This is a genomic window from Streptomyces sp. NPDC029292 (genome assembly GCF_055569295.1).
In genome coordinates this window covers 155144-176556 of record NZ_JBVHXR010000004.1, presented here as the reverse complement: position 1 = coordinate 176556, position 21413 = coordinate 155144, and the positions used below count along the sequence as shown (strand labels likewise).

General features: G+C 69.9%; 15 protein-coding genes. All 15 read right to left on the bottom strand.

What is annotated here, in order from left to right:
• Positions 1-163 precede the first annotated feature (163 nt).
• The 15 genes from ACZ4WS_RS11930 to folC all read right to left on the bottom strand — a co-directional run bounded on the left by ACZ4WS_RS11930 (position 164) and on the right by folC (position 21290).
• Positions 164-4084 (bottom strand): Rne/Rng family ribonuclease, encoded by a 3921-nt coding sequence (locus ACZ4WS_RS11930; RefSeq protein ID WP_467979538.1) that lies wholly within the window; start codon positions 4082-4084, stop codon positions 164-166.
• Positions 4085-4329: 245 nt separating this feature from the next.
• Positions 4330-5145 (bottom strand): TIGR03936 family radical SAM-associated protein, encoded by an 816-nt coding sequence (locus tag ACZ4WS_RS11925; protein WP_467979536.1) that lies wholly within the window; start codon positions 5143-5145, stop codon positions 4330-4332.
• 48 nt (positions 5146-5193) lie between these two features.
• The gene (locus ACZ4WS_RS11920) at positions 5194-6354 is read right to left on the bottom strand and encodes a hypothetical protein (protein ID WP_467979534.1); all 1161 of its coding nucleotides are present in this window, start codon (positions 6352-6354) and stop codon (positions 5194-5196) included.
• Between the two features lie 15 nt (positions 6355-6369).
• Positions 6370-6918, bottom strand: coding sequence for a GNAT family N-acetyltransferase (locus ACZ4WS_RS11915; RefSeq protein ID WP_467979533.1), 549 nt, complete (start codon positions 6916-6918; stop codon positions 6370-6372).
• 196 nt (positions 6919-7114) lie between these two features.
• Positions 7115-7852: a DUF2637 domain-containing protein gene (locus ACZ4WS_RS11910; RefSeq protein ID WP_467979530.1), complete on the bottom strand. Its 738-nt coding sequence runs from the start codon at positions 7850-7852 to the stop codon at positions 7115-7117.
• 452 nt (positions 7853-8304) lie between these two features.
• The gene (locus tag ACZ4WS_RS11905) at positions 8305-10263 is read right to left on the bottom strand and encodes a TIGR03960 family B12-binding radical SAM protein (protein WP_467979528.1); all 1959 of its coding nucleotides are present in this window, start codon (positions 10261-10263) and stop codon (positions 8305-8307) included.
• 98 nt (positions 10264-10361) lie between these two features.
• Positions 10362-11888, bottom strand: a complete 1527-nt coding sequence (locus ACZ4WS_RS11900) for a CYTH and CHAD domain-containing protein (RefSeq protein WP_467979526.1) — start codon at positions 11886-11888, stop codon at positions 10362-10364.
• Positions 11889-12069: 181 nt separating this feature from the next.
• Positions 12070-13269, bottom strand: a complete 1200-nt coding sequence (gene rodA / locus ACZ4WS_RS11895; RefSeq protein ID WP_467979524.1) for a rod shape-determining protein RodA — start codon at positions 13267-13269, stop codon at positions 12070-12072.
• 34 nt (positions 13270-13303) lie between these two features.
• Complete coding sequence (gene mrdA / locus ACZ4WS_RS11890; protein WP_467979522.1) at positions 13304-15559, bottom strand: penicillin-binding protein 2; 2256 nt, start codon at positions 15557-15559, stop codon at positions 13304-13306.
• An 86-nt stretch (positions 15560-15645) separates the two neighbouring features.
• Positions 15646-16317, bottom strand: a complete 672-nt coding sequence (mreD, locus tag ACZ4WS_RS11885) for a rod shape-determining protein MreD (protein WP_467979521.1) — start codon at positions 16315-16317, stop codon at positions 15646-15648.
• Between the two features lie 15 nt (positions 16318-16332).
• Positions 16333-17271 carry a rod shape-determining protein MreC gene (gene mreC / locus ACZ4WS_RS11880; RefSeq protein ID WP_467979519.1) on the bottom strand — a complete coding sequence of 313 codons (939 nt, stop codon included), beginning with the start codon at positions 17269-17271 and terminating at the stop codon, positions 16333-16335.
• A gap of 155 nt (positions 17272-17426) precedes the next feature.
• Entirely contained in the window at positions 17427-18446 is a 1020-nt protein-coding gene (locus tag ACZ4WS_RS11875) for a rod shape-determining protein (RefSeq protein ID WP_467979517.1), read from the bottom strand.
• A 338-nt stretch (positions 18447-18784) separates the two neighbouring features.
• Complete coding sequence (gene ndk, locus ACZ4WS_RS11870; RefSeq protein ID WP_467979515.1) at positions 18785-19198, bottom strand: nucleoside-diphosphate kinase; 414 nt, start codon at positions 19196-19198, stop codon at positions 18785-18787.
• A 191-nt stretch (positions 19199-19389) separates the two neighbouring features.
• The gene (locus ACZ4WS_RS11865) at positions 19390-19746 is read right to left on the bottom strand and encodes a DUF4233 domain-containing protein (protein ID WP_467979513.1); all 357 of its coding nucleotides are present in this window, start codon (positions 19744-19746) and stop codon (positions 19390-19392) included.
• A 5-nt stretch (positions 19747-19751) separates the two neighbouring features.
• The gene (gene folC / locus ACZ4WS_RS11860) at positions 19752-21290 is read right to left on the bottom strand and encodes a bifunctional tetrahydrofolate synthase/dihydrofolate synthase (RefSeq protein WP_467979511.1); all 1539 of its coding nucleotides are present in this window, start codon (positions 21288-21290) and stop codon (positions 19752-19754) included.
• Positions 21291-21413 lie beyond the last annotated feature (123 nt).

The window sequence follows — 21413 nt, the reverse complement described above, 5'->3', positions numbered from 1 at the left end:
ACCTGAGTCGCTCGTCAGCGCGCCGAGCAGCACCACCCCCCCCCCCCCCCCCCCCCCCACCACACCCCCCCCCCCCCCCCCCCCCCCCCCCCCCCCCCCCCCCCCCCCCCCCCCCCCCCCCCCCCCCCCCCCCCCCCCCCCCCCCCCCCCCCCAGGACGAGACTCAGCCCTCGGTCGAAGCCGTGACGGAGGAGAGCGTCTGCTCGGCCGCCGCGGTCTTCTTCGCCGCCGTCTTGGTGGCCGCCTTCTTCGCGGTCGCCTTCTTGGCGGTGACCTTCTTGGCGACCGTCTTCTTGGCCGCCGTCTTCTTGGTGGCGGCCTTCTTGGCGGTGGCCTTCTTCGCCGTCTTACGGGCAGCCGCCTTCTTGGCCGGAGCCGGGGCTTCGACCTCAGCCTCGGCCTCGGCGACCGCCTCAGCCGGCTCCGCCGAGACCGACGGGACGACCACGACGGCCGCCTCCTCGGGCGCGGTGGGCGCGGTGACCTTGCGGACGGCACGGCGGCGCGGACGGGCCGGGGCGGCGCTCTCGACGGGCGCCTCGGCGACCGGCTCGGGCGTCGGCTCGGCCACGGGCTCGGCGGCCTCGGGCCCCGAAACCGGCTCCGTCACCGTCACCACGGCCTCTTCCGCCGCCTTGGGGGAACCGGCCGGGGCCGACACCTTGCGGGTCGCACGACGGCGCGTACGGCCCTTGGGAGCGGCCTCCACGGCCTCTTCCTGTACGGCGACGGGGGCGGCCTCGGCGACCGGCGCGGCCTCGGGGACCTCGACGACCGGCTCCTCGACCGCGACGGGCTCGGCCTCGACGGCCTCCCGGGACTTGGCCCGCTCGGCCCGCTCCTCACGCCGCGAGGGACGCCCCTCGGCCTTCGGCGCGCCCGCCGGAGCCGACGCGCGCCGGGTCGCCCGGCGCCGCGAACGGCCACGGGAAGCCGCGGCCTCGGCCTCGGCGGCGCTGCTGTACAGCTCCTCGTCGGGCACGAACTCGGGCACCGGCAGCGCGGCCCCGGCGGCCTCGGCAGCGACCTCGAGCTCGGTCTCGGCCTCCTCGACAACCTCGGCGGCCTCCGTGGCCACAGCCTCGTGCTCGTGCTCGGGCGCCTGCTCGGCACCGCCACGACCGCGCTTCTTGCGCTTGCCGCCGCCACCGACCGAGGTCGGCTGCTCCATGTGCACGATGACACCGCGGCCGTTGCAGTGGACGCAGGTCTCGGAGAAGGACTCCAGCAGACCCTGTCCGACGCGCTTGCGCGTCATCTGGACGAGGCCCAGCGAGGTGACCTCGGCGACCTGGTGCTTCGTACGGTCGCGTCCCAGGCACTCCAGGAGGCGCCGCAGCACCAGGTCCCGGTTGGACTCCAGCACCATGTCGATGAAGTCGATGACGACGATGCCGCCCAGGTCGCGCAGCCGCAGCTGGCGCACGATCTCCTCGGCCGCCTCCAGGTTGTTCCTGGTGACGGTCTCTTCGAGGTTGCCGCCCTGACCGGTGAACTTGCCGGTGTTGACGTCGACGACGACCATCGCCTCGGTCTTGTCGATCACCAGCGAACCGCCGCTGGGCAGCCAGACCTTGCGGTCCAGCGCCTTCATCAGCTGCTCGTCGATCCGGTACGTGGCGAAGACGTCGACCTCGGAGGTCCACTTCGACAGGCGGTCGACCAGGTCGGGCGCGACGTGGGACACGTACCCGTGGATGGTCTCCCACCCCTCGTCGCCGCTGACGATGACCTTGGTGAAGTCCTCGTTGAAGATGTCGCGGACGACGCGGACGGTCATGTCCGGCTCGCCGTACAGCAGCGTCGGGGCGTTGCCGTTCTTCGCCTTCTTCTGGATGTCCTCCCACTGCGCCTGCAGTCGCTCGACGTCACGGCGCAGCTCGTCCTCGCTCGCGCCCTCGGCGGCGGTGCGCACGATGACGCCCGCGTCCTCGGGGACGATCTTCTTGAGGATGGTCTTCAGACGCGCGCGCTCGGTGTCGGGCAGCTTGCGGCTGATGCCGGTCATCGAGCCCTCGGGCACGTAGACCAGGTAGCGGCCGGGGAGGGAGACCTGGCTGGTGAGGCGGGCGCCCTTGTGGCCGATCGGGTCCTTGGTGACCTGCACGAGGACCGACTGGCCGGACTTCAGGGCGGACTCGATGCGGCGCGGCCCGTTGGCCATGCCGAGCGCCTCGAAGTTGACCTCACCGGCGTAGAGCACGGCGTTGCGGCCCTTGCCGATGTCGATGAAGGCGGCCTCCATCGACGGCAGCACGTTCTGGACCTTGCCCAGGTAGACGTTGCCGACGTACGAGGTCGACTGCTCCTTGTTGACGTAGTGCTCGACGAGCACGTTGTCCTCGAGGACGCCGATCTGGGTGCGCTCGCCGCTCTGGCGGACGACCATCACGCGCTCGACGGCCTCACGGCGGGCCAGGAACTCGGCCTCGGTGATGATCGGGACGCGGCGACGGCCCTGCTCGCGGCCCTCACGGCGCCGCTGCTTCTTGGCCTCGAGCCGGGTCGAGCCCTTGATGGACTGCACCTCGTCGGACGGGTGCTCGTCCTTCTTGCTGCGGGGCTCGCGGACCTTGACGACGGTGCGCTCGGGGTCGCTCTCGCCGGGCTCGGTGTCGGTGCCGGAGTCACCGGCGCGACGGCGACGGCGACGGCGGCGACGGCTGCTGCTGGAGCCGCCCGACTCCTCGCGCTCGTCCGCCTCCTCGGCGTCCTCCTCGGCCTGCTCGGCGGTGTCCTCGGCGTCCTGCGCGGCCTGCTCGGCGGCGTACTCGTCCTCGCCCGCCTCGCTGTCCGACTCGGCGGACTCGCCACGACGACGGCGACGGCCACCGCGGCGGCGACGGCGGCGGGAGCCCGCGGACTCCTCCTCGCCCTCGTCACCCTCGACGGCCTCCTCGGCGGACTCGGCGTCCTCTGCGGGCTGCTCCGCCTCGGCGCTCTCCGCGGTCACGGCCGCGGGCTCCTCCTCGACGGCCCGGCGGCGACGGCGACGACGCGGCCCGGTCTCCTCCTCGACGGCCTCGGGGGCCTCGGGGGCCTCGGGGGCCTCGGGGGCCACGGGAGCTGCGGGGGCCTCGGCGACCTCCGCGGTCTCCTCCGCCTCCTCCGCCGCCTCGGCGGCAGCCGCGGCAGCGGCCCGCTCCGGCGTCTGGAACATCGGCTCGGCGAACACGGGCGCCTGGAACACGGCGACGGACGGACGCGCGGGGCGCCGCGTGGGCTCCTCGGCCTCCTTCGGCGCGGGCGCCGAGAAACCGACGGCGGCCTTGCGGGTGGCACGACGGCGAGTGGTGCGACGCGGGGCGCCGTCCTCGGCCTGCGCGGCCTCGGCGGGCTCGGTGTCGGTCTCCTCGGGCTTGGTCTCGCGGGTCACGGGCGCCTCCACACGCTCGTCGGCGGCGTCGCCCTCGGGCGCACTGGCGGGCGCGGAGACGCGCCGGGTGGCGCGACGACGGGTGGTGCGACGGGGAGCGGCTTCCTCGACGGGCTCAGCAATCTCGGCGGGGGCGGCGGGGGCACTCACCGGCTCCTCGGCGACCTCGGCAGCCTCGACGGTCTCGGCCGTCTTGGGCGCGCCGGTGGGCGCGGAGGCGCGACGGGTCGCGCGACGACGCGTACGACCGGCGGGAGCGGCCTCCTCGGCGGAGGCAGCGGGGACCTCGGCGGGCGCGGCGGCGGTCTCGGCCACGGCGGACTCGGCCTCGGGCACCACGGTCTCAGCCGCCTCGGCGGTCCCGGGCGCACCGGCGGGCGTGGACACCCGACGCGTGGCACGGCGACGCGTACGACGCGGAGCGGCCTCCTCGACGGGCTCGACGGCGGCCTCGGCCACCGCCTCCTCGGCCTCTTCGGTCTCGGCGACCGCTTCCGTCTCGGCGATCGCGGCGGTCTCGTCCTCCGCGAGGTCGGCGGAGGCGACGGCCGGTATGGCCGGCGCCGTGGTCTCGGCCACGGCCTCGGAACCGGCGGTCGGCGGACCTGCCGGGCGCGACGCGGCGCGGCGGCGGCGCCGCGGCGGCAGGGTGTCGCTGGGGGTGTTGTTGTTCTCGGAACCCTCAGTGGGTTCGGTCGGCTCGAGCATGCGGGTGGATCTCCCGTCAGGCTCCCGGGCGCCGCGCCTGGTCCGGCAGTGCCGGTGACGTCCGCGGCTCGCGCGATGCGCGGTGCCGCCGTCCGGGGCGCGGGCGCCGCACGGGAGCTCTCTGTGTCCTGTCTCGCCGGTTCCGTACGCCATGTGTGCGTACGGCCTGGCGAAAGTCTTGTGGTCGGTGCGCTGCCCGACCCAGGTGGCTCCCGAGTACGAGGGCGGCGCTACGACATCTGTCCTTACGCGGGACCTTCCGGCACCGGCGCCTTCGCGGCGGCAGATGCGGCGACCCCGGTGCGATCGGCTGGGGCGGCCGTGACTGCCTCGCGGTCGGGCGCGAGCGGGTCGGTCACCGTGCCGGTCTCTTCATCGAACAGCCCCTGCGCCAGCCTGGTCACCGCTGCGGCGACCGGCGGCGCCAGGTCGGCCACGGCGCGGAGACCGGACAGGACGTCGTCGGGTCGTACGGCAGGCGTCACGTGCCGAACAACCAGCCGCAGTATCGCACAGGGCTGGTCGGTCGGCCTATCAGCCTGTGGACTGTCTGTCTCAAGGGCTGTCTCAAGGGCTGTCTCAAGGCTTGCTACGGCGCTGCGGGCGTCGAAGGTCCGCATGCCGTTCTTTGTCCTGCGCTGCACCTCGACGACATCCGCCGCCTTGAAGGCCTCGACCGCACGCTCCGCCTCCGCCGGGTCCACGCCGTCGAGGCGCAGCTCCCATACGGATGCGGTGAGCCGGTCGGCGAGCCCGGAGGTCCGGGCCTCGACCGCCTCGGTGATGTCGAGCCCGGCGGGCAGCGACTCGTCGAGGAGCTCGCGCAGCTTGTCCGGGTCACGCGTCTCGGTGAGCGCGATCTCCAGGTACTCCGCCTCACTGCCCGTGCCGGTGGGTGCGGCATTGGCGTACGACACCTTCGGATGCGGCGTGAACCCCGCCGAGTACGCCATCGGCACCTCGGCACGGCGCAGCGCACGCTCGAAGGCGCGCTGGAAGTCACGGTGGCTGGTGAACCGGAGGCGGCCGCGCTTGGTGTAGCGCAGTCGGATGCGCTGCACCGCGGGTGCGGGCGGCGGGCCTTCGGGCTGTCGCTTGCCCAGTGTCGTTCAGTCCTTCGTGAGAGCTGTCGTACTGCTACCTAGAGTACGTGTCTCACCGGCTCCTGGTTCCCGCCGGGCCACGGGCTGCGGCTCGGGGGACGTCCCGAAGAGCATCCGCCGGAAGTCGGCGCGGGCCTGCCGGGCGGACTCCCGTGCGGCGGCCAGGGCCTGCCGCGTCGCCCGGCCCACACCGCGCGCGACCTCTGCCACGGGCCGCAGGATCGCGTCGCGGACGACGTGCCCGACGGGCGTCAGCACGGTCCGGTACACCCACCGCACCGGCTCCACGAAGATCCACCGGAAGAGTCGTCCGAGGAAACGCCCGACCGCGAGCGAGATGTGTCCGGCGACCCGCCAGGCATGACCCAGCGCCTCACCGATCTCCCTGCCGATGACGGCGAGCACGCGTCCGACCGGCACGAGCACCCATCGCCACAGGGCGAGCGCGGGCAGCACCAGCAGCACACGCGCCGTCCAGTAGGCCGCGGTACCGATCCCGGTGAAGATCATCCGTACGAGCCACCCGAGACCCCGCGCAGTCCAGGCGATCCCCCTCCCGACAGGTGCGAGGATCCACTGGTACAGCCACCCGGCCGGCACGACGACCAGGTACCGCACCAGCCAGGCCACAGCGGTGTACACCCCGAGCCCGACGGCCGCGAGCACCAGTCCCACGCCCTTGATCAGCCAGGCGATCGCATGGCCGACGGGCGTGAGGAGTCGTGCGTACACCCAGGCGAGCGCGATCCCGATCCCGCCGAACACCCAGGCCACCCCGGCCCCGACACCGCGCGCCACCCACGCGATCGCGTGCCCGAGGGGCGTCAGCACCGTGCGGTACAGCCACACCGCGGGGACCACGAGCAGCACATGCCCGAGCCACCCCAGCGCCTTGCCGACCGGCACGACGACATACCGCCACACCGCCACCCACGGCCAGACGAACACCGCCCACGCCACCCACGCCAGCGCCCGTCCCAGCGGCCGCAGCACGGTGTCCCTCAGGAACCGCCCGCCGACGACCAGCGCGTCCCACACCATCCGCACCGGCACGACCAGCACGAGCACCACGATCCGCACCGGGATGCGGATCGCGACGGTGAGACACCCCTCGGCACCCCGGGCATCTTCCGCGGGCTGCCGGTCCGACGGCTTTTCGAGCTCCATGCCTGCGTAGACGCGTCAGCCGCCGCCTTGGATGCGCCCGGTGGGCACCCAGTAACGCAACTTCCCGCCCCGCTCGTCCTCGAACTCCCCGCCGTTCGCCTCGATCACCTTGCGGGAGCCGGTGTTGGTGGTGTCGCAGGTGACCAGCACGCGCTCGAGCCCGAGGGCACGGGCGTACGGCAGCACCTCCCGGAGCATCGCCGTGGCGTGCCCCTTGCGACGGGCGCTCGGCCGGACGCCGTACCCGATGTGGCCCCCGAGTTCGCGCAGGGTGGGCGTCAGCCGGTGCCGTATCTGGATACGTCCGAGATACGTGTCCCCGTCCACGTACCAGTACCAGGTGGCGGGCACGAATCCCGCCGGGCGGCGGCCCTCCTCCAGTTCCTCCTCGCGGATCGCCGCGACATACCGCGCGAAGCCCTCCGGGTCGTGCCAGCTGTCCCCGTGGACCTCCAGCTCCCTGGTGAGGGAGTTGCCGAAGAACTCGCCCTCGGCGACGTTCTCCCGTACGGCCTCCAGGAAGGAGACCCGGTAACGGACATGAGGCGGAGTCAGCTGCGGCATCGTCTCAGTGTGCCGGGACGCGGAAGGGCCGGGCCACCGGAGCGGGCCACATCAGCGCCGGCCCAGCCACCCTGATCTACGACGAGGCGTGGACCCGGCTTCAGGACACGCCAACCCCATAGGTGCGCGCCGAACAAGTCGGGCCCTGTGTGCACGGCCCACTGCACACAGGCCCCGACCAGCTACCGCCGACTGCCTACGGCGCTGTTTGCTTGGACCGCTTTGCGGCATGAGAGGCATGCCGGGGGCCATTTTCGGGCGAGATCTGGCCGACGAGTTCCCGGAAGCAGACCAGGGCGGTGATCGGTGGAATTCCGACGACGACCATCGCGAGCAGAGAACGCGGTGAATGACCGACGCACAGAGCCACCGCCGTGGCGGAGGCGATCAGCAGCACAGCCCAGGACCGCCGAGCAGTTCGCTGCTGAACGGATGCCCGCAAGATGGACAGACCTGCCACAAGCCACGGCCCGTACACCATCAACGGCCACCATTTCGCCAGCCTCGCGGACACTACCAGCAGCGAAATGACACGCAGTTGATTGTACGAATAAGAGATGGACCAGCTCAGCATCATCACTGCACATACGGTGATCATTGCAACCAAGATCACAACAGTGATGATCTTTTGTCTTCCGGCAATGACATGAAGGAGTGGCCGGGGCCGCCGTCGATCGACCGAGCGGCGGGTCCGCCTACCGCCGTCCCCGGGGGTCGGATTGGAAGCCGCACTGGACGACGTGTACAGCATCTCGGCCAACTCTTCAGCCGGATCCCACCATGCGTCCGTCACGATCGCCGGATCGGGGTCGTGCCAGCCGTGATCCGTCCCGAGCCGATCCATGTTATTGAGGTGCTGGTTTACCGAATCATAGTCAGTTCTCAGATTGAACTGAATGTCACGGAGAGTTGATTCATCCTGATACCTGTCCATTTTTGCCCCCTCCACACTCTTCCAGCGCAGCGCACAGGTATTCACGTTCCATCCGACTGATGGATTTAAGGAAGTCCTCAAATAGGTCCGACGAGTGCTTGAGATGCACTCTCCCGTCGGCCATCTCAAGCCAGACGCTGCCACTTCCGGCAGTGTCCCGATCCGCTGAGGAGAAAATCCGCTGTTCCGGTTCGCTCACGACCACCTAACGAGCGTCACGGGGCGCAGGTTTGGGGCATTCGGGCGAATGCGCGCCAACAGGGATTATCTTGGTTATGGGATTACAGTGCATGGTTGATTAAATTCTGAACATGCGCTGCATAGGGTTATCGGAATGGTCATAAAAAAGTGGGCCTGAGGGCTCGTCGTCCCTCAGACCCACTCCGACCTCCGGCTTGCCCCTCGCGCGGCCGCCAAGGCATCAGCGATGCGTCACAGCGCATCGCTCACGATCAGTGGCTGTGCCCACTGCCCGCAGGCTGCTTCACCGTCAGCGGCAGCAGCTTCTTGCCCGTCGGGCCGATTTGGATGTGCGTGTCCATCTGCGGGCAGACGCCGCAGTCGAAGCACGGGGTCCAGCGGCAGTCCTCGACCTCGGTCTCGTCGAGGGAGTCCTGCCAGTCCTCCCAGAGCCATTCCTTGTCGAGGCCCGAGTCGAGGTGGTCCCAGGGGAGGACTTCCTCGTAGGTGCGCTCGCGGGTGGTGTACCAGTCGACGTCCACGCCGAAGGCGGGCAGCGTCTTCTCGGCGCAGGCCATCCAGCGGTCGTACGAGAAGTGCTCGCGCCAGCCGTCGAAGCGGCCGCCGTCCTCGTAGACGGCGCGGATGACCGAACCGATACGGCGGTCACCGCGGGAGAGCAGGCCCTCGACGATGCCGGGCTTGCCGTCGTGGTAGCGGAAGCCGATGGAGCGGCCGTACTTCTTGTCGCCGCGGATCTTGTCACGCAGCTTCGTGAGGCGCGCGTCCGTCTCCTCGGCGGAGAGCTGCGGGGCCCACTGGAACGGCGTGTGCGGCTTGGGGACGAAGCCGCCGATCGACACCGTGCAGCGGATGTCGTTCTGGCCGGAGACCTTGCGGCCCTCGGCGATCACGTTCATCGCCATGTCGGCGATCTGGAGGACGTCCTCGTCCGTCTCGGTCGGCAGGCCGCACATGAAGTACAGCTTCACCTGGCGCCAGCCGTTGCCGTACGCCGTCGAGACCGTGCGGATCAGGTCCTCTTCCGAGACCATCTTGTTGATGACCTTGCGCATGCGCTCGGAGCCGCCCTCGGGGGCGAAGGTCAGGCCCGAGCGGCGGCCGTTGCGGGTCAGCTCGTTCGCCAGGTCCACGTTGAAGGCGTCGACACGGGTGGAGGGGAGGGAGAGGCCGATCTTGTCTTCCTCGTACCGGTCCGCCAGGCCCTTGGCGATGTCGCCGATCTCCGAGTGGTCCGCGGAGGAGAGGGAGAGGAGGCCGACCTCCTCGAAGCCCGTCGCCTTCAGGCCCTTCTCGACCATGTCGCCGATGCCCGTGATGGAGCGCTCGCGCACCGGGCGGGTGATCATGCCCGCCTGGCAGAAGCGGCAGCCGCGCGTGCAGCCGCGGAAGATCTCCACCGACATGCGCTCGTGGACCGTCTCCGCGAGGGGGACGAGGGGCTGCTTCGGGTACGGCCACTCGTCGAGGTCCATGACGGTGTGCTTGCTGACCCGCCACGGGACGCCCGACTTGTTCGGTACGACACGGGCGATACGGCCGTCGGGGAGGTACTCGACGTCGTAGAACGCCGGGATGTACACCGATCCCGTCTTCGCGAGGCGGAAGAGGACCTCCTCGCGGCCGCCGGGGCGGCCCTCCGCCTTCCAGGCGCGGATGATCTCGGTCATGTCGAGCACGGCCTGCTCGCCGTCGCCGATGATCGCCGCGTCGATGAAGTCGGCGATCGGCTCCGGGTTGAAGGCGGCATGGCCGCCGGCCAGGACGATCGGGTCGTCGAGCGTGCGGTCCTTGGACTCGAGGGGGATCCCGGCCAGGTCAAGGGCCGTCAGCATGTTCGTGTAGCCCAGCTCCGTGGAGAAGGACAGGCCGAAGACGTCGAAGGCCTTGACCGGGCGGTGGCTGTCCACCGTGAACTGGGGGACCTGGTGCTCGCGCATCAGTTCCTCCAGGTCCGGCCACACGCTGTAGGTGCGCTCCGCGAGCACGCCCTCGCGCTCGTTCAGTACCTCGTAGAGGATCATGACGCCCTGGTTGGGCAACCCGACCTCGTACGCGTCGGGGTACATCAGCGCCCAGCGGACGTCACAGGCGTCCCAGGGCTTGACCGTGGAGTTGAGCTCGCCGCCGACGTACTGGATCGGCTTCTGCACATGCGGGAGCAGAGCTTCGAGCTGCGGGAACACCGATACAGCGGCTTCGGCAGGCATCTCGCGAACTTTCGTGAGGTGACAAGGGTGACCATCTAGCCTAACGCGGCCGAAGAGACCCACCGCACCGTCGGACCGCGACCCGGCCCTCGATACCGTCAGACCGCGACCCGGCCCACGATCGTCTCCCAGGCCTCCGGAAGCGCCGCCTCGGCCGCCGCCGCCCGCTGCTCCTCCCGCCCGTACAGCACCCCGTACGTGAACGAGCTCTCCCCCGCCGCATACGCCTGACCTGCGAGTTCACGCAGAGCCTCGCGGGTCATCACGCTGTCCTGGTGGTCGCCGAGCAGGCTCTGCAACGCCTTCATGTCCTTGACCAGGTCGGCGGCGGGCCTGCCCAGCGCCGGGGTGGCGGCCTCGGCCGCGTACCGGGTGCGCTTGGCCTTCTTGCGGGCCTCGTGCATCGCGAGGTCGCGGTCGGCGCCGGGCGGCCGGTCGAGGGCCTGCCCGATCAGGTCGGAGACCTTCTTGAAGTCCTTGCGCACGGCGTTCGCGATCACCTTCTCCGGATCCCGGGAGGCCGCCTTGAGCAGCGGCGGGTCGGCGACGACCGCGTCGAGCGCGGCCAGCAGGTCCAGGTAGCGCCTGCCGTCCAGTACGGCGATCAGATGGCGTCGGGAGCCGCCGCGGCGGGCGTGCGACCAGGTGCGCAGGCGGGTGCGTACGGGGCCGGAGAGCAGGGTGCGCGGCAGGTTGTCGAGCGCCACCGTCAGCCGCTCGGTGAGTACCTCCTGGTCGCGGTCGATGCCCAGCTCACCGGCCAGCCACTTCAGTTCGTCGCCGATCGGGTCGGTGACGGCGCGGTCCAGGACCTTGCCGTACGAGCGGAACACGCTGCGCATCCGGCGGGTGGCGACGCGCATGCTGTGCACGGCGTCGTACACATCGCGGCGGACGGCCGGGTCCAGCTCGACGATCGCGTCGCGCTGGACCCGGAGGTAGGCGAGGACGTGGTCGCCCGCGGTCACCGGGTCCTTCTCGACAGCGGCGCCGGCGGTCGCGGCGGTCTTCTTGCGCTTGCCGGTCTCCCCCAGTGCCTTCGCCAGCTTGGAGGCCGAGGACGAGCGGCTCAGGCCCGCCTTGCGGAGCTTCTTCTCGACCTTGTCGAGGAAGGCCGGGTCGCCGTCGTCGGCCAGTTCCACCTCGATCTCGGTCCACTCCGCGGTGCCCGCACCGCCGCTGAGGCGCTCCGCGCGGACGCGGTCGAGGCTGACCTCGGCGAGCAGGGCGCCGTCGGCGTCGACGAGGTGGCGGATGTCGCGGGCCGACAACAGGCGTACAAGGGGGACGAGTTCGGCGTCGCGCACCCGGGAGCGTACGAGGCCGGACAGGGACCGGGGGACGGTGTCGGAGAGCGGGGCGCGGATCTCGTCGCGTACGCCCTCGGAGACGGGGAGTTTGAGGTGCCAGCCCGCGTCGTCGCCGCCAGTGCGGCGGCGGAGGGTGAGGGAGGCTGCGGCGAGCCGCTGGTCGGCCGTGTCGTAGTACGTGGCGTCGAGTTCGGCGACGCCCTTGTCGATGACGCCCGAGACTCCGGAGACGCCGGTCAGGTCCGGTAGTCCCGCGTCTTCGCCGGTTGCGGGACCCTCGTACTTCCGCTCGATCTCGCGCTTGGTGTCCGCCATGACCTGAATCTAGTGCCAGCGCGGCCGTGGCGGGAGTGGGTGAGCTCTCCGGGTGGGAGAGGGGCGGTTTTTCGCCCCCGCCGCCCCTACCCTTCCCGTACCTGGGGGCCGCGCCCCCAGACTCCCGCTGTCGGCCTGACGGCCTCGTCCTCAAACGCCGGACGGGCCGAAACGACCGTGCCTACGCCGACATGGGGCGCTGCACCCGGATCGACTGCAACAGCCCCACCGCCACCCACACCGCGAACATCGACGAGCCGCCGTACGACACGAAGGGCAGTGGCAGGCCGGCGACCGGCATGATGCCGAGGGTCATGCCGATGTTCTCGAAGGCCTGGAAGGCGAACCAGGCGATGATGCCGGCGGCGACGATCGTGCCGTACAGCTCGGTCGTCTCGCGGGCGATGCGGCAGGCCCGCCACAGGACGATGCCCAGCAGGAGCAGTATCAGCCCGGCGCCCACGAAGCCCAGTTCCTCGCCCGCGACGGTGAAGACGAAGTCCGTCTGCTGCTCGGGGACGAACTGGCCGGTGGTCTGCGAGCCGTGTCCGAGGCCGGTGCCGAAGAGGCCGCCCGAACCGATGGCGATGCGCGCCTGGTTGGTGTTGTAGCCGACGCCGGCCGGGTCGAGGTCGGGGTTGGCGAAGGCCGCGAAGCGGTTGATCTGGTACGTGTCGAGGATGTGCAGCTGCCAGACGGCGACCGCGCCCAGCGCGCCCGCGCCGAGCAGCCCGAACACCCAGCGGTTGGAGGCGCCGGAGGCGAGCAGCACACCAAGGATGATGATCACCATGACCATGACCGAGCCGAGGTCGGGCATCAGCATGACGATCATGATCGGGACGGCGGAGAGGCCGAGGGCCTGCAGGACCGTGCGGTGGTCGGGGTAGGGCGTGTCGCCCGCGTCGACACGGGCCGCCAGCAGCATCGCCATGCCCAGGATGATCGTGATCTTCACGAACTCGGAGGGCTGGAGGGAGAAGCCGCCGCCGATCACGATCCAGGCGTGTGCGCCATTGACCGTCGCGCCGAGCGGGGTCAGCACCGCGAGGATCAGGAAGACCGAGAGGCCGTACAGGATCGGCACGGCCGTGCGCAGGGTGCGGTGGCCGAGCCAGATCGTGCCGATCATCAGGCCGAAGCCGATGCCGGTGTTCATGAGGTGGCGGATCAGGAAGTAGTACGGGTCGCCCTGGTTGATCTCGGTGCGGTTGCGGGTCGCCGAGTAGACGAGGGCCGAGCCGATCAGCGAGAGCGCGATGGCCGAGAACAGTATCGGCCAGTCGAGACGGCGGGCCAGCGAGTCGCGGGCGAAGAGCCGCGCCAGACCGCCGCGCTCGGGGCCGTACCCGGAGACGGAGAAGTTGTTCGCTCCGGTCATGTCAGGTTCCTCCGCCGCTTCTTCGGCGTGCCGGTCATGTGAGCAGCCTCCGCCGCTTCTTCGGGCGGGTCGCGCGCCTGCGTGTGTTGCGGTTGCTCGCGGTGGGCGAGGGCGTGGTGCCCGCGATCTGCTGCTGGTCGGTGGTCCCGGACGTGTCGGTCTCGCTGGCCTGCAGGTCCTTGACCGGATCCTTGGAGATCGCCGGGGCGTCGATCGAGCCGTCGGACTGGATCTTCGGCAGGCTCTTCACCGGGGTGGGCAGGAAGGCCTTCGACTTGTCGATGGAGCCGTCGGCCTGGACGCCGTACATCGCGTTGTAGATGTTGCGCACGGCCTCACCGGAGGCGCCGGAGCCCGTACCGGCCTGGGCGATCGTCATGACGACCGTGTAGTCCTTGGTGTACGTGGCGAACCACGACGTGGTCTGCTTGCCGTAGACCTCGGCGGTACCGGTCTTGGCGTGCAGCGGAATCTCGTCCTGCGGCCAGCCGCCGAACTTCCAGGCGGCGGTACCACGGGTGACGACGCCCGCGAGGGCCGAGTCCATGCCCTTGAGCGTGGCCTGGCTGATCGGCAGCTTGCCGCTGACCTGGGGCTTGATCTCCTTGACGGTCTTGCCGTCGGCGCTGACGATCGCCTTGCCGATGGTCGGCGTGTGGATGGTGCCGCCGTTGGCGATCGCCCCGTAGATCATGGCCTCCTGGATCGGGGTGACGAGGGTGTCGCCCTGTCCGATGGAGTAGTTGATCTCGTCGCCCTCGCGCATCTTGTTGCCTTCGAGGCAGTTCTCGTAGGCGATCTTCTCGACGTATGTGCCGTTCTTCTTGCCGGTCTTGCACCAGGCGTCCTTGTTGGCCTTCCAGTAGCTCTCCTTCCACTGGCGGTCCGGGACGCGGCCGGTGACCTCGTTGGGCAGGTCGACGCCGGTGGCCTTGCCGAGGCCGAACTGGTGGGCGGCCTTGAAGAAGTAGTCCTTGGGCTGGCCCTTCTTCGGGTTGATGCCGCCGTCCTTCTTCCACTCGTTGTCGGCGAGGCCGTAGAAGACGGTGTCGCAGGAGACCTCAAGGGCCCGGCCGAGCGAGATGGGGCCGAAGTTCTCCCCCTCGAAGTTCTTGAAGACCTGGCCGCCGACGGAGTACGAACTCGTGCACGGGTAGTTGCCGTTGAAGTCGTTGCCGGCCTCGACAGCAGCGGCCGTGGAGACCACCTTGAAGGTCGAACCGGGCGCGGACTGACCCTGTATGGCCCGGTTGAGCAGCGGGTAGTCGGAGTTCTTGCCGGTCAGCGCGGCGTAGTCCTTGGCGGAGATGCCGCCGACCCAGGCGTTCGGGTCGTACGTCGGGGCGGACGCCATGGCGACGACCCGGCCGGTCTTGGCCTCCATCACGACGACGGCGCCCGAGTCGGCCTTGTAGTTCTCGCCGGTGATCTTGTCGTACTGCTGGCGGGCGGCCTTCATCGCCTCGTCCAGCTCGTACTCGGCGACGCGCTGGACGCGGGAGTCGATGCTGGTGACGAGGTTGGATCCGGGCTCGGCGGCGTCGGACTTGGCCTTGCCGATGACGCGGCCGAGGTTGTCGACCTCGTAGCGGGTGACGCCCGCCTTACCGCGCAGCTCCTTGTCGTACTCGCGCTCCAGGCCGCTGCGTCCGACCTGGTCGGAGCGGAGGTAGGGCGAATCGGTGTCCTTGGCCTTGGTGATCTCGTCGTCGGTGACGGGCGAGAGATAACCGAGCACCTGCGCGGTGTTGGCCTTGCCGGGGCTGGCGTAGCGGCGCACGGCCTCGGGCTCGGCGGTGATGCCGGGGAAGTCCTCGGAGCGCTCGCGGATCTGCAGGGCCTGCCGGGCGGTGGCCTCGTCGGTGATCGGGATCGGCTGGTAGGGCGAGCCGTTCCAGCACGGCTGCGGCGTCTTGGCGTCGCACAGCCGGACCTTCTGGATGACGTCCTCGGGCTTCATGCCCAGCACGCCGGCGAGCTTGGTCAGCACCGCCTTGCCGTCGTCCTTCATCTTCAGCAGGTCGGTGCGGGAGGCGGAGACGACGAGCCGGGTCTCGTTGTCGGCGATCGGCACGCCGCGCGCGTCCAGGATCGAGCCGCGCACGGCGGGCTGCACGACCTGCTGGACGTGGTTCCCGGAGGCTTCCTTGGCGTACTCGTCGCCGTTGCGGATCTGGAGATACCAGAGGCGTCCGCCAAGGGTGCCGAGGAGGGAGAGTACGAGAATCTGGATGACGACGAGTCGGATCTGGACCCGTGGGGTCCGACCGGTCTCGGGGATGTTGGTCACTGCTGCTGCCTCCCCCACTCAGTACATGTACGAGTCATACGAGTACACGGCCAACCTGTGTGCGCCTGCCCCCAACTGCCTGGACTTCACAGCCGCTTGACCCCCTTGATGCGCCCCGCCCGTGCGACGCGCGCCTTGGCCGCCTTCACGCGGAGTCCGCCGCGCTGGCTGCCGATGCGCAGACCGGTGCCGGAGGACAGCCAGCCCGAGGAGACGTCGGCCGTCTTGCCGGACGGACTGCTCTCGGCGAGCGGGTTGTTCTCGGAGCGCCGGGCCAGTGCCATCAGCCCCGGGACGACGAACGGCGCGAGCAGCAGGTCGTACAGGGCGGCCGTGAACAGCAGGCTACTGAGGCCCACATGGCGGGCGGCGGTGTCGCCGACGAGGGCGCCGACGAGGGCGTACAGCAGGGTCGAGCCGACCGCGGCGACGACGACCACGGCCATCGGTCCGGTCGCGGACTTGAGCTGGCCGTTCTCCGGTTTCACCAGTCCGGCGAGGTAGCCGATGACACACAGCACCAGGGCGTAGCGCCCGGCGGCATGGTCGGCGGGCGGGACGAGGTCGGCGAGCAGGCCCGCGCCGAAGCCGATGAGGGCGCCGCTGACATGGCCGTAGACCATGGCGAGGGCGAGCACGGTGAGGAGCACCAGGTCCGGGACGGCGCCCGGGAGATGGAGCCGGGCGAGGACGCTCACCTGGATCACCAGGGCGACGACCACCAGGGTGGCGGAGAGCAGCATCCGGTTGAAACGCATGGGATTCAGCTCCTCCTACTGCTGCTGGCCGTCGACGGGCACGGACTCCGAGGGGGTGACGGTCACGGTCACCGTCGGCGTGGGCGTCGGCTCGGGTTTCGGCGGCAGCACGGTGTCGCGGGGGTCCTTGTCTGGGGCTTCGATGACGACGCCGACGATGTCGAGTTTCGTGAACGAGACGTACGGCTTGACGTAGATCGTGCGGGTCAGGTCGCCGCCGGACGGGTCGACGCGGGAGACCACACCGACCGGGACGCCGGGCACGAACGGCTTGTCGGCCTGCGAGCCGAAGGTGACGAGCCGGTCACCCTTGTTGATCTTGGCCTTGCCGTTGAGCAGCTCGACGCGCAGCGGGCGGTCACCCTGGCCGGAGGCGAAGCCGAGCTCGTCGGTCGACTCCATCCGCGTACCGACCGTGAAGTCGGGGTCGTTGGCGAGCAGCACGGTGGCGGTGTTGGGCCCGACGGTCGTGACGCGCCCGACCAGCCCGTCCCCGTTCAGCACGGTCATGTCGCGCTTGATGCCGTCACTGGCGCCGACGTCGATGGTGACGGTCCAGGAGAACCCCTGGGCCGCGCCTATGGCGATGACCTCGGCGCCCTTGATGCCGTACTGGCCCTCAGCGGCCACGTTGATCATCTTGTCGAGCTGTTTGAGGCGGCTGCGGTTGCGGTCGTTGCTGCCGAGTTTCGCCTTGAGCGCCGCGTTGTCGTGCTCGAGTTGGGCGATGCGGTCGTGCCGGCCGCCCGAGTCGCGTACCGCCGCGATCGCGTTGCCGACGGGGTTGACCGCGGAGGACACCCCGTTCTCGATCGGGCCGAAGACCGTGGCGGCGGCCTGGCGGGCACCGTCGACCGGTGAGTCCTGTCCACCGCGGATGTCCACCGTGATCAACGCGAACGCGATGGCGATCAGCAGCACCAGGAGCAGCCGGCTCTCTCGTGTGTCCCTCACGTGCGGCGGCCGTGCCTTCCTCGTCGAAATGAGTCAACAGGAGTGCACCCCGGGCACGGAATGCCCGCGGGTGTTATGGGGGAGCTTATGCCTCAATATCAACGATCCGCCGTACGAGGAGGGGTCATCCCGTACGGCGGAATCGAAGAGTTACCTCATCTGCGGGGCTGGGCGTCCAGCACCTGCTGGAGCGCCTCGAACTCCTCGACGCACTTGCCGGAGCCGAGCGCCACGCTGTCCAGCGGGTCCTCGGCGATATGGATCGGCATGCCGGTCTCGCGGCGCAGCCGCTCGTCGAGGCCGCGCAACAGGGCGCCGCCGCCGGTCAGTACGATTCCGCGGTCCATCACGTCACCGGACAGCTCCGGCGGGCACTTGTCGAGGGTCGTCTTCACGGCATCAATGATCGCGTTGACCGGCTCTTCGATGGCCTTGCGCACTTCGGCCGCGGAGATGACGACGGTCTTGGGCAGACCGGAAACCAGGTCCCGGCCGCGGATTTCGGTGTGCTCGTCAGCATCGAGGTCGTACGCCGAACCGATCGTGATCTTGATCTGCTCGGCCGTCCGCTCACCAAGAAGCAGCGAGTACTCCTTCTTGATGTGCTGGATGATCGCGTTGTCCAGCTCGTCGCCCGCGACGCGGATGGACTGGGCGGTGACGATGCCGCCGAGCGAGATGACCGCGACCTCCGTGGTGCCGCCGCCGATGTCCACCACCATGTTGCCCGTGGCCTCGTGGACCGGCAGGCCGGAACCGATGGCCGCGGCCATGGGCTCCTCGATGATGTGCACCTGGCGGGCGCCGGCCTGGGACGACGCCTCGATCACGGCACGGCGCTCGACGCCCGTGATGCCGGAGGGCACACAGACGACGACACGGGGACGGGCGAGGTAACGCCGCTTGTGAACCTTCAGAATGAAGTAGCGGAGCATACGCTCGGTGATCTCGAAGTCGGCGATGACACCGTCCCGCAGCGGACGCACGGCAACGATGTTGCCCGGCGTTCGCCCGATCATCTTCTTCGCTTCCGCGCCGACCGCGAGGATCCCACCGGTGTTGGTGTTGATCGCGACGACGGACGGCTCGTTGAGTACGATCCCGCGACCCCTGACGTACACCAGCGTGTTGGCGGTCCCGAGGTCGACAGCCATGTCACGGCCGATGAACGACATTGAGTTCCCCATCAGGATTCGTCTGGCCTTCCCAAGTGGAGCTTTGATGGCTTGTTAGGTAGGCGAGGTGGGTGCGGTGGCGTGAAGGCTTCCATCGTAGACGCGCCTGCACGAACACTGCGCGAGGGTCTTCGCCATTGTCAGCAGATGAGGCGCCGCCTCGCTTGTGGAGACGGGCCATCGGAGGCACTCGTTCCCCCAATCGGCACGCATATGCCACGGGACGGCCGGAAATCCACGGCCGTCCCAGGTCAGGTGTCCGAGTGGAGCTGACGCCCCCTCAGAAAAAATTGCAGAAAATTCTCGAAGACCGATGTCGGTCCGTCTGCCGCAGGCGCTCAGACGCGGCCGGGAAAGAAGATCTTCAGCTCGCGCTCGGCGGACTCCTCGGAGTCGGAGGCGTGGATCAGGTTCTCCCGGACGATCACACCGAAGTCGCCGCGGATGGAGCCCGGGGCGGCGGCGATCGGGTCGGTCGGACCGGCCAGCGCGCGCAGGCCCTCGATGACCCGCTCACCCTCGACGACGAGAACCACGACGGGACCGGACGCCATGAACTCGACCAGCGGCTCGTAGAACGGCTTGCCCTTGTGCTCACCGTAGTGCTGCTCCAGCGTGTCCTGGTCCAGCGTCCGCAGCTCCAGCGCGGTGATCTGCCAGCCGGCCTTGCGCTCGATACGGCTGATGATCTCGCCGGTCAGGCCGCGACGGACGGCGTCGGGCTTGAGAAGGACGAGGGTGCGCTGGCTCACGGTGGTGGCTCCTTCAGGTCACAAGTGTGCGGGTCACCGAGGCTACAGGGCGTGTCTGGGTGGTTGTTACGCAGAGTCAGATGGTGCGGATCTTCGGGCCCGGGCCCTACGCCGCGCCACCTCGGGTCTGGGCCCCTACGCCGCGCAGCCCCCGGCAGGGACCCCTACGCCGCGCGGCCCCGGCCCGGGCGCTACGCCGCGCCGCCCCCGGCCGCCTCGGCCTGCGCGGCGAACCGGGCCTTGGCCTCGTCGATCTTCCGTCCGTAGTGGACCGACGCCCACCACAGCGCGGCGAAGATCGCACCCAGGAAGAACATGGACGTCACCACGAACCCACTGGCGATCAGCGCGATCTGGAGGGCCCAGCCGAGCTGGATCCCACCGGGCCGGGTGATCATGCCGCAGAGCAGGATACTCAGCGCCATGACGATCCCACTGACCGTCCAGACCGTGGCCGTGGACAGATCGGGATCCTTCATGGCGACGAGCCCGGCGAAGCCGATGACGAAGAACTCGCCGATCAGAGTCGAAGCACAGAGCGTACGCACAGCGGTCAGCCCCTCCCCAGGAGCAGTCGGGCCTCGCCGACGGTGATGACGGAGCCGGTGACGAGGACGCCGCCGCCCGTGTACTCGCCCTCCTCCTCGGCCAGCGTGATCGCGGCCTCGATCGCGTCGTCGAGCCGCGGTTCGACCTGCACCCGGTCCTCACCGAAGATCTCGACGGCGATCCCGGCCAGCTCGTCGGCGTCCATCGCGCGATGACTGGAGTTCTGCGTGACGACGACCTCGGCGAAGATCGGCTCGAAGGCTTCCAGCAGCCCCCGTACGTTCTTGTCACCGCTCGCGCCGACGACCCCGATCAGCCGGCTGAAGTCGAAGGCCTCGCTGACGGCCTCGGCGGTCGCGCGGGCGCCCGCCGGGTTGTGCGCGGCGTCCAGGACGACGGTCGGCGAGCGGCGTACGATCTCCAGGCGGCCCGGCGAGGTCACCGAGGCGAAGGCCTTGCGGACGCCGTCGATGTCGAGCCGCTGGGCGTGCGCGGATCCGACGCCGAAGAACGCCTCGACCGCGGCGAGCGCCACCGCGGCGTTGTGCGCCTGGTACGCGCCGTGCAGCGGGAGGAAGATCTCCTCGTACTCCCCGCCGAGCCCGCGCAGCGTCAGCAGCTGCCCGTCGACGGCGACCTGCCGGGCGACGACACCGAACTCCAGCCCTTCCCTGGCCACCGTGGCGTCGACCTCGACGGCCTTCTTCAGCAGCACCTGGGCCGCGTCCACCGGCTGCTGCGCCAGGATGACGGTCGCGTCCTGCTTGACGATCCCGGCCTTCTCCGTGGCGATCTCGCCGGGCGTCTCGCCGAGCCGGTCGGTGTGGTCGAGATCGATGGGCGTGACGACGGCGATATCCCCGTCGATCACATTGGTGGCGTCCCAGCTGCCGCCCATGCCGACCTCGACGACGGCCACGTCGACCGGCGCGTCCGCGAAAGCGGCGTACGCCATGCCGGTCAGCACCTCGAAGAAGGAGAGCCGGTACTCCTGCTGGGCGTCGACCATCTCGATGTACGGCTTGATGTCGTTGTACGTCTCGATGAACCGCTCGGCGGAGATCGGAGCGCCGTCGAGGCTGATCCGCTCGGTGATCGACTGCACGTGGGGGCTGGTGTACCGCCCGGTGCGCAGGTCGAAGGCTCCCAGCAGGGCCTCGATCATGCGGGCCGTGGAGGTCTTGCCGTTCGTCCCTGTGATGTGGATCGAGGGGTACGAGCGCTGGGGCTCGCCCAGCACGTCCATCAGCGCGGCGATGCGGCTGACGGACGGCTCCAGCTTCGTCTCGCCCCAGCGGGTGGCGAGCTCGGCCTCCACCTCGCGCAGCGCCTTGTCGATCTCGGGGTCGGCCGGGCGTGCGGGCACGTCGGCCTGCCGGCCGCCGCCGCCCTGCGTGCGCAGGGTGCGGCTGCCGGCCTCGATCACCGCGAGGTCGGGGTCGCGGTCGGTCTCGGCCGCGACGATCTCGTCGAAGAGACCGTGTGGATCACGCGGTTCCGGCTCGTCTGACTCGCTGCTGTCGTGCGGGGGGAGGTCACTCACGAGGCCAGTCTACGGAGGGGGCGGGGGTTGTGTTCGTGTGGGGTTTTCGCCCCCTCCGCCCGTGCGTGAGGTGATGTGTGCCACCACGACGGGTGGGCGCAGACGAAGGCCCCCGGGACCTCG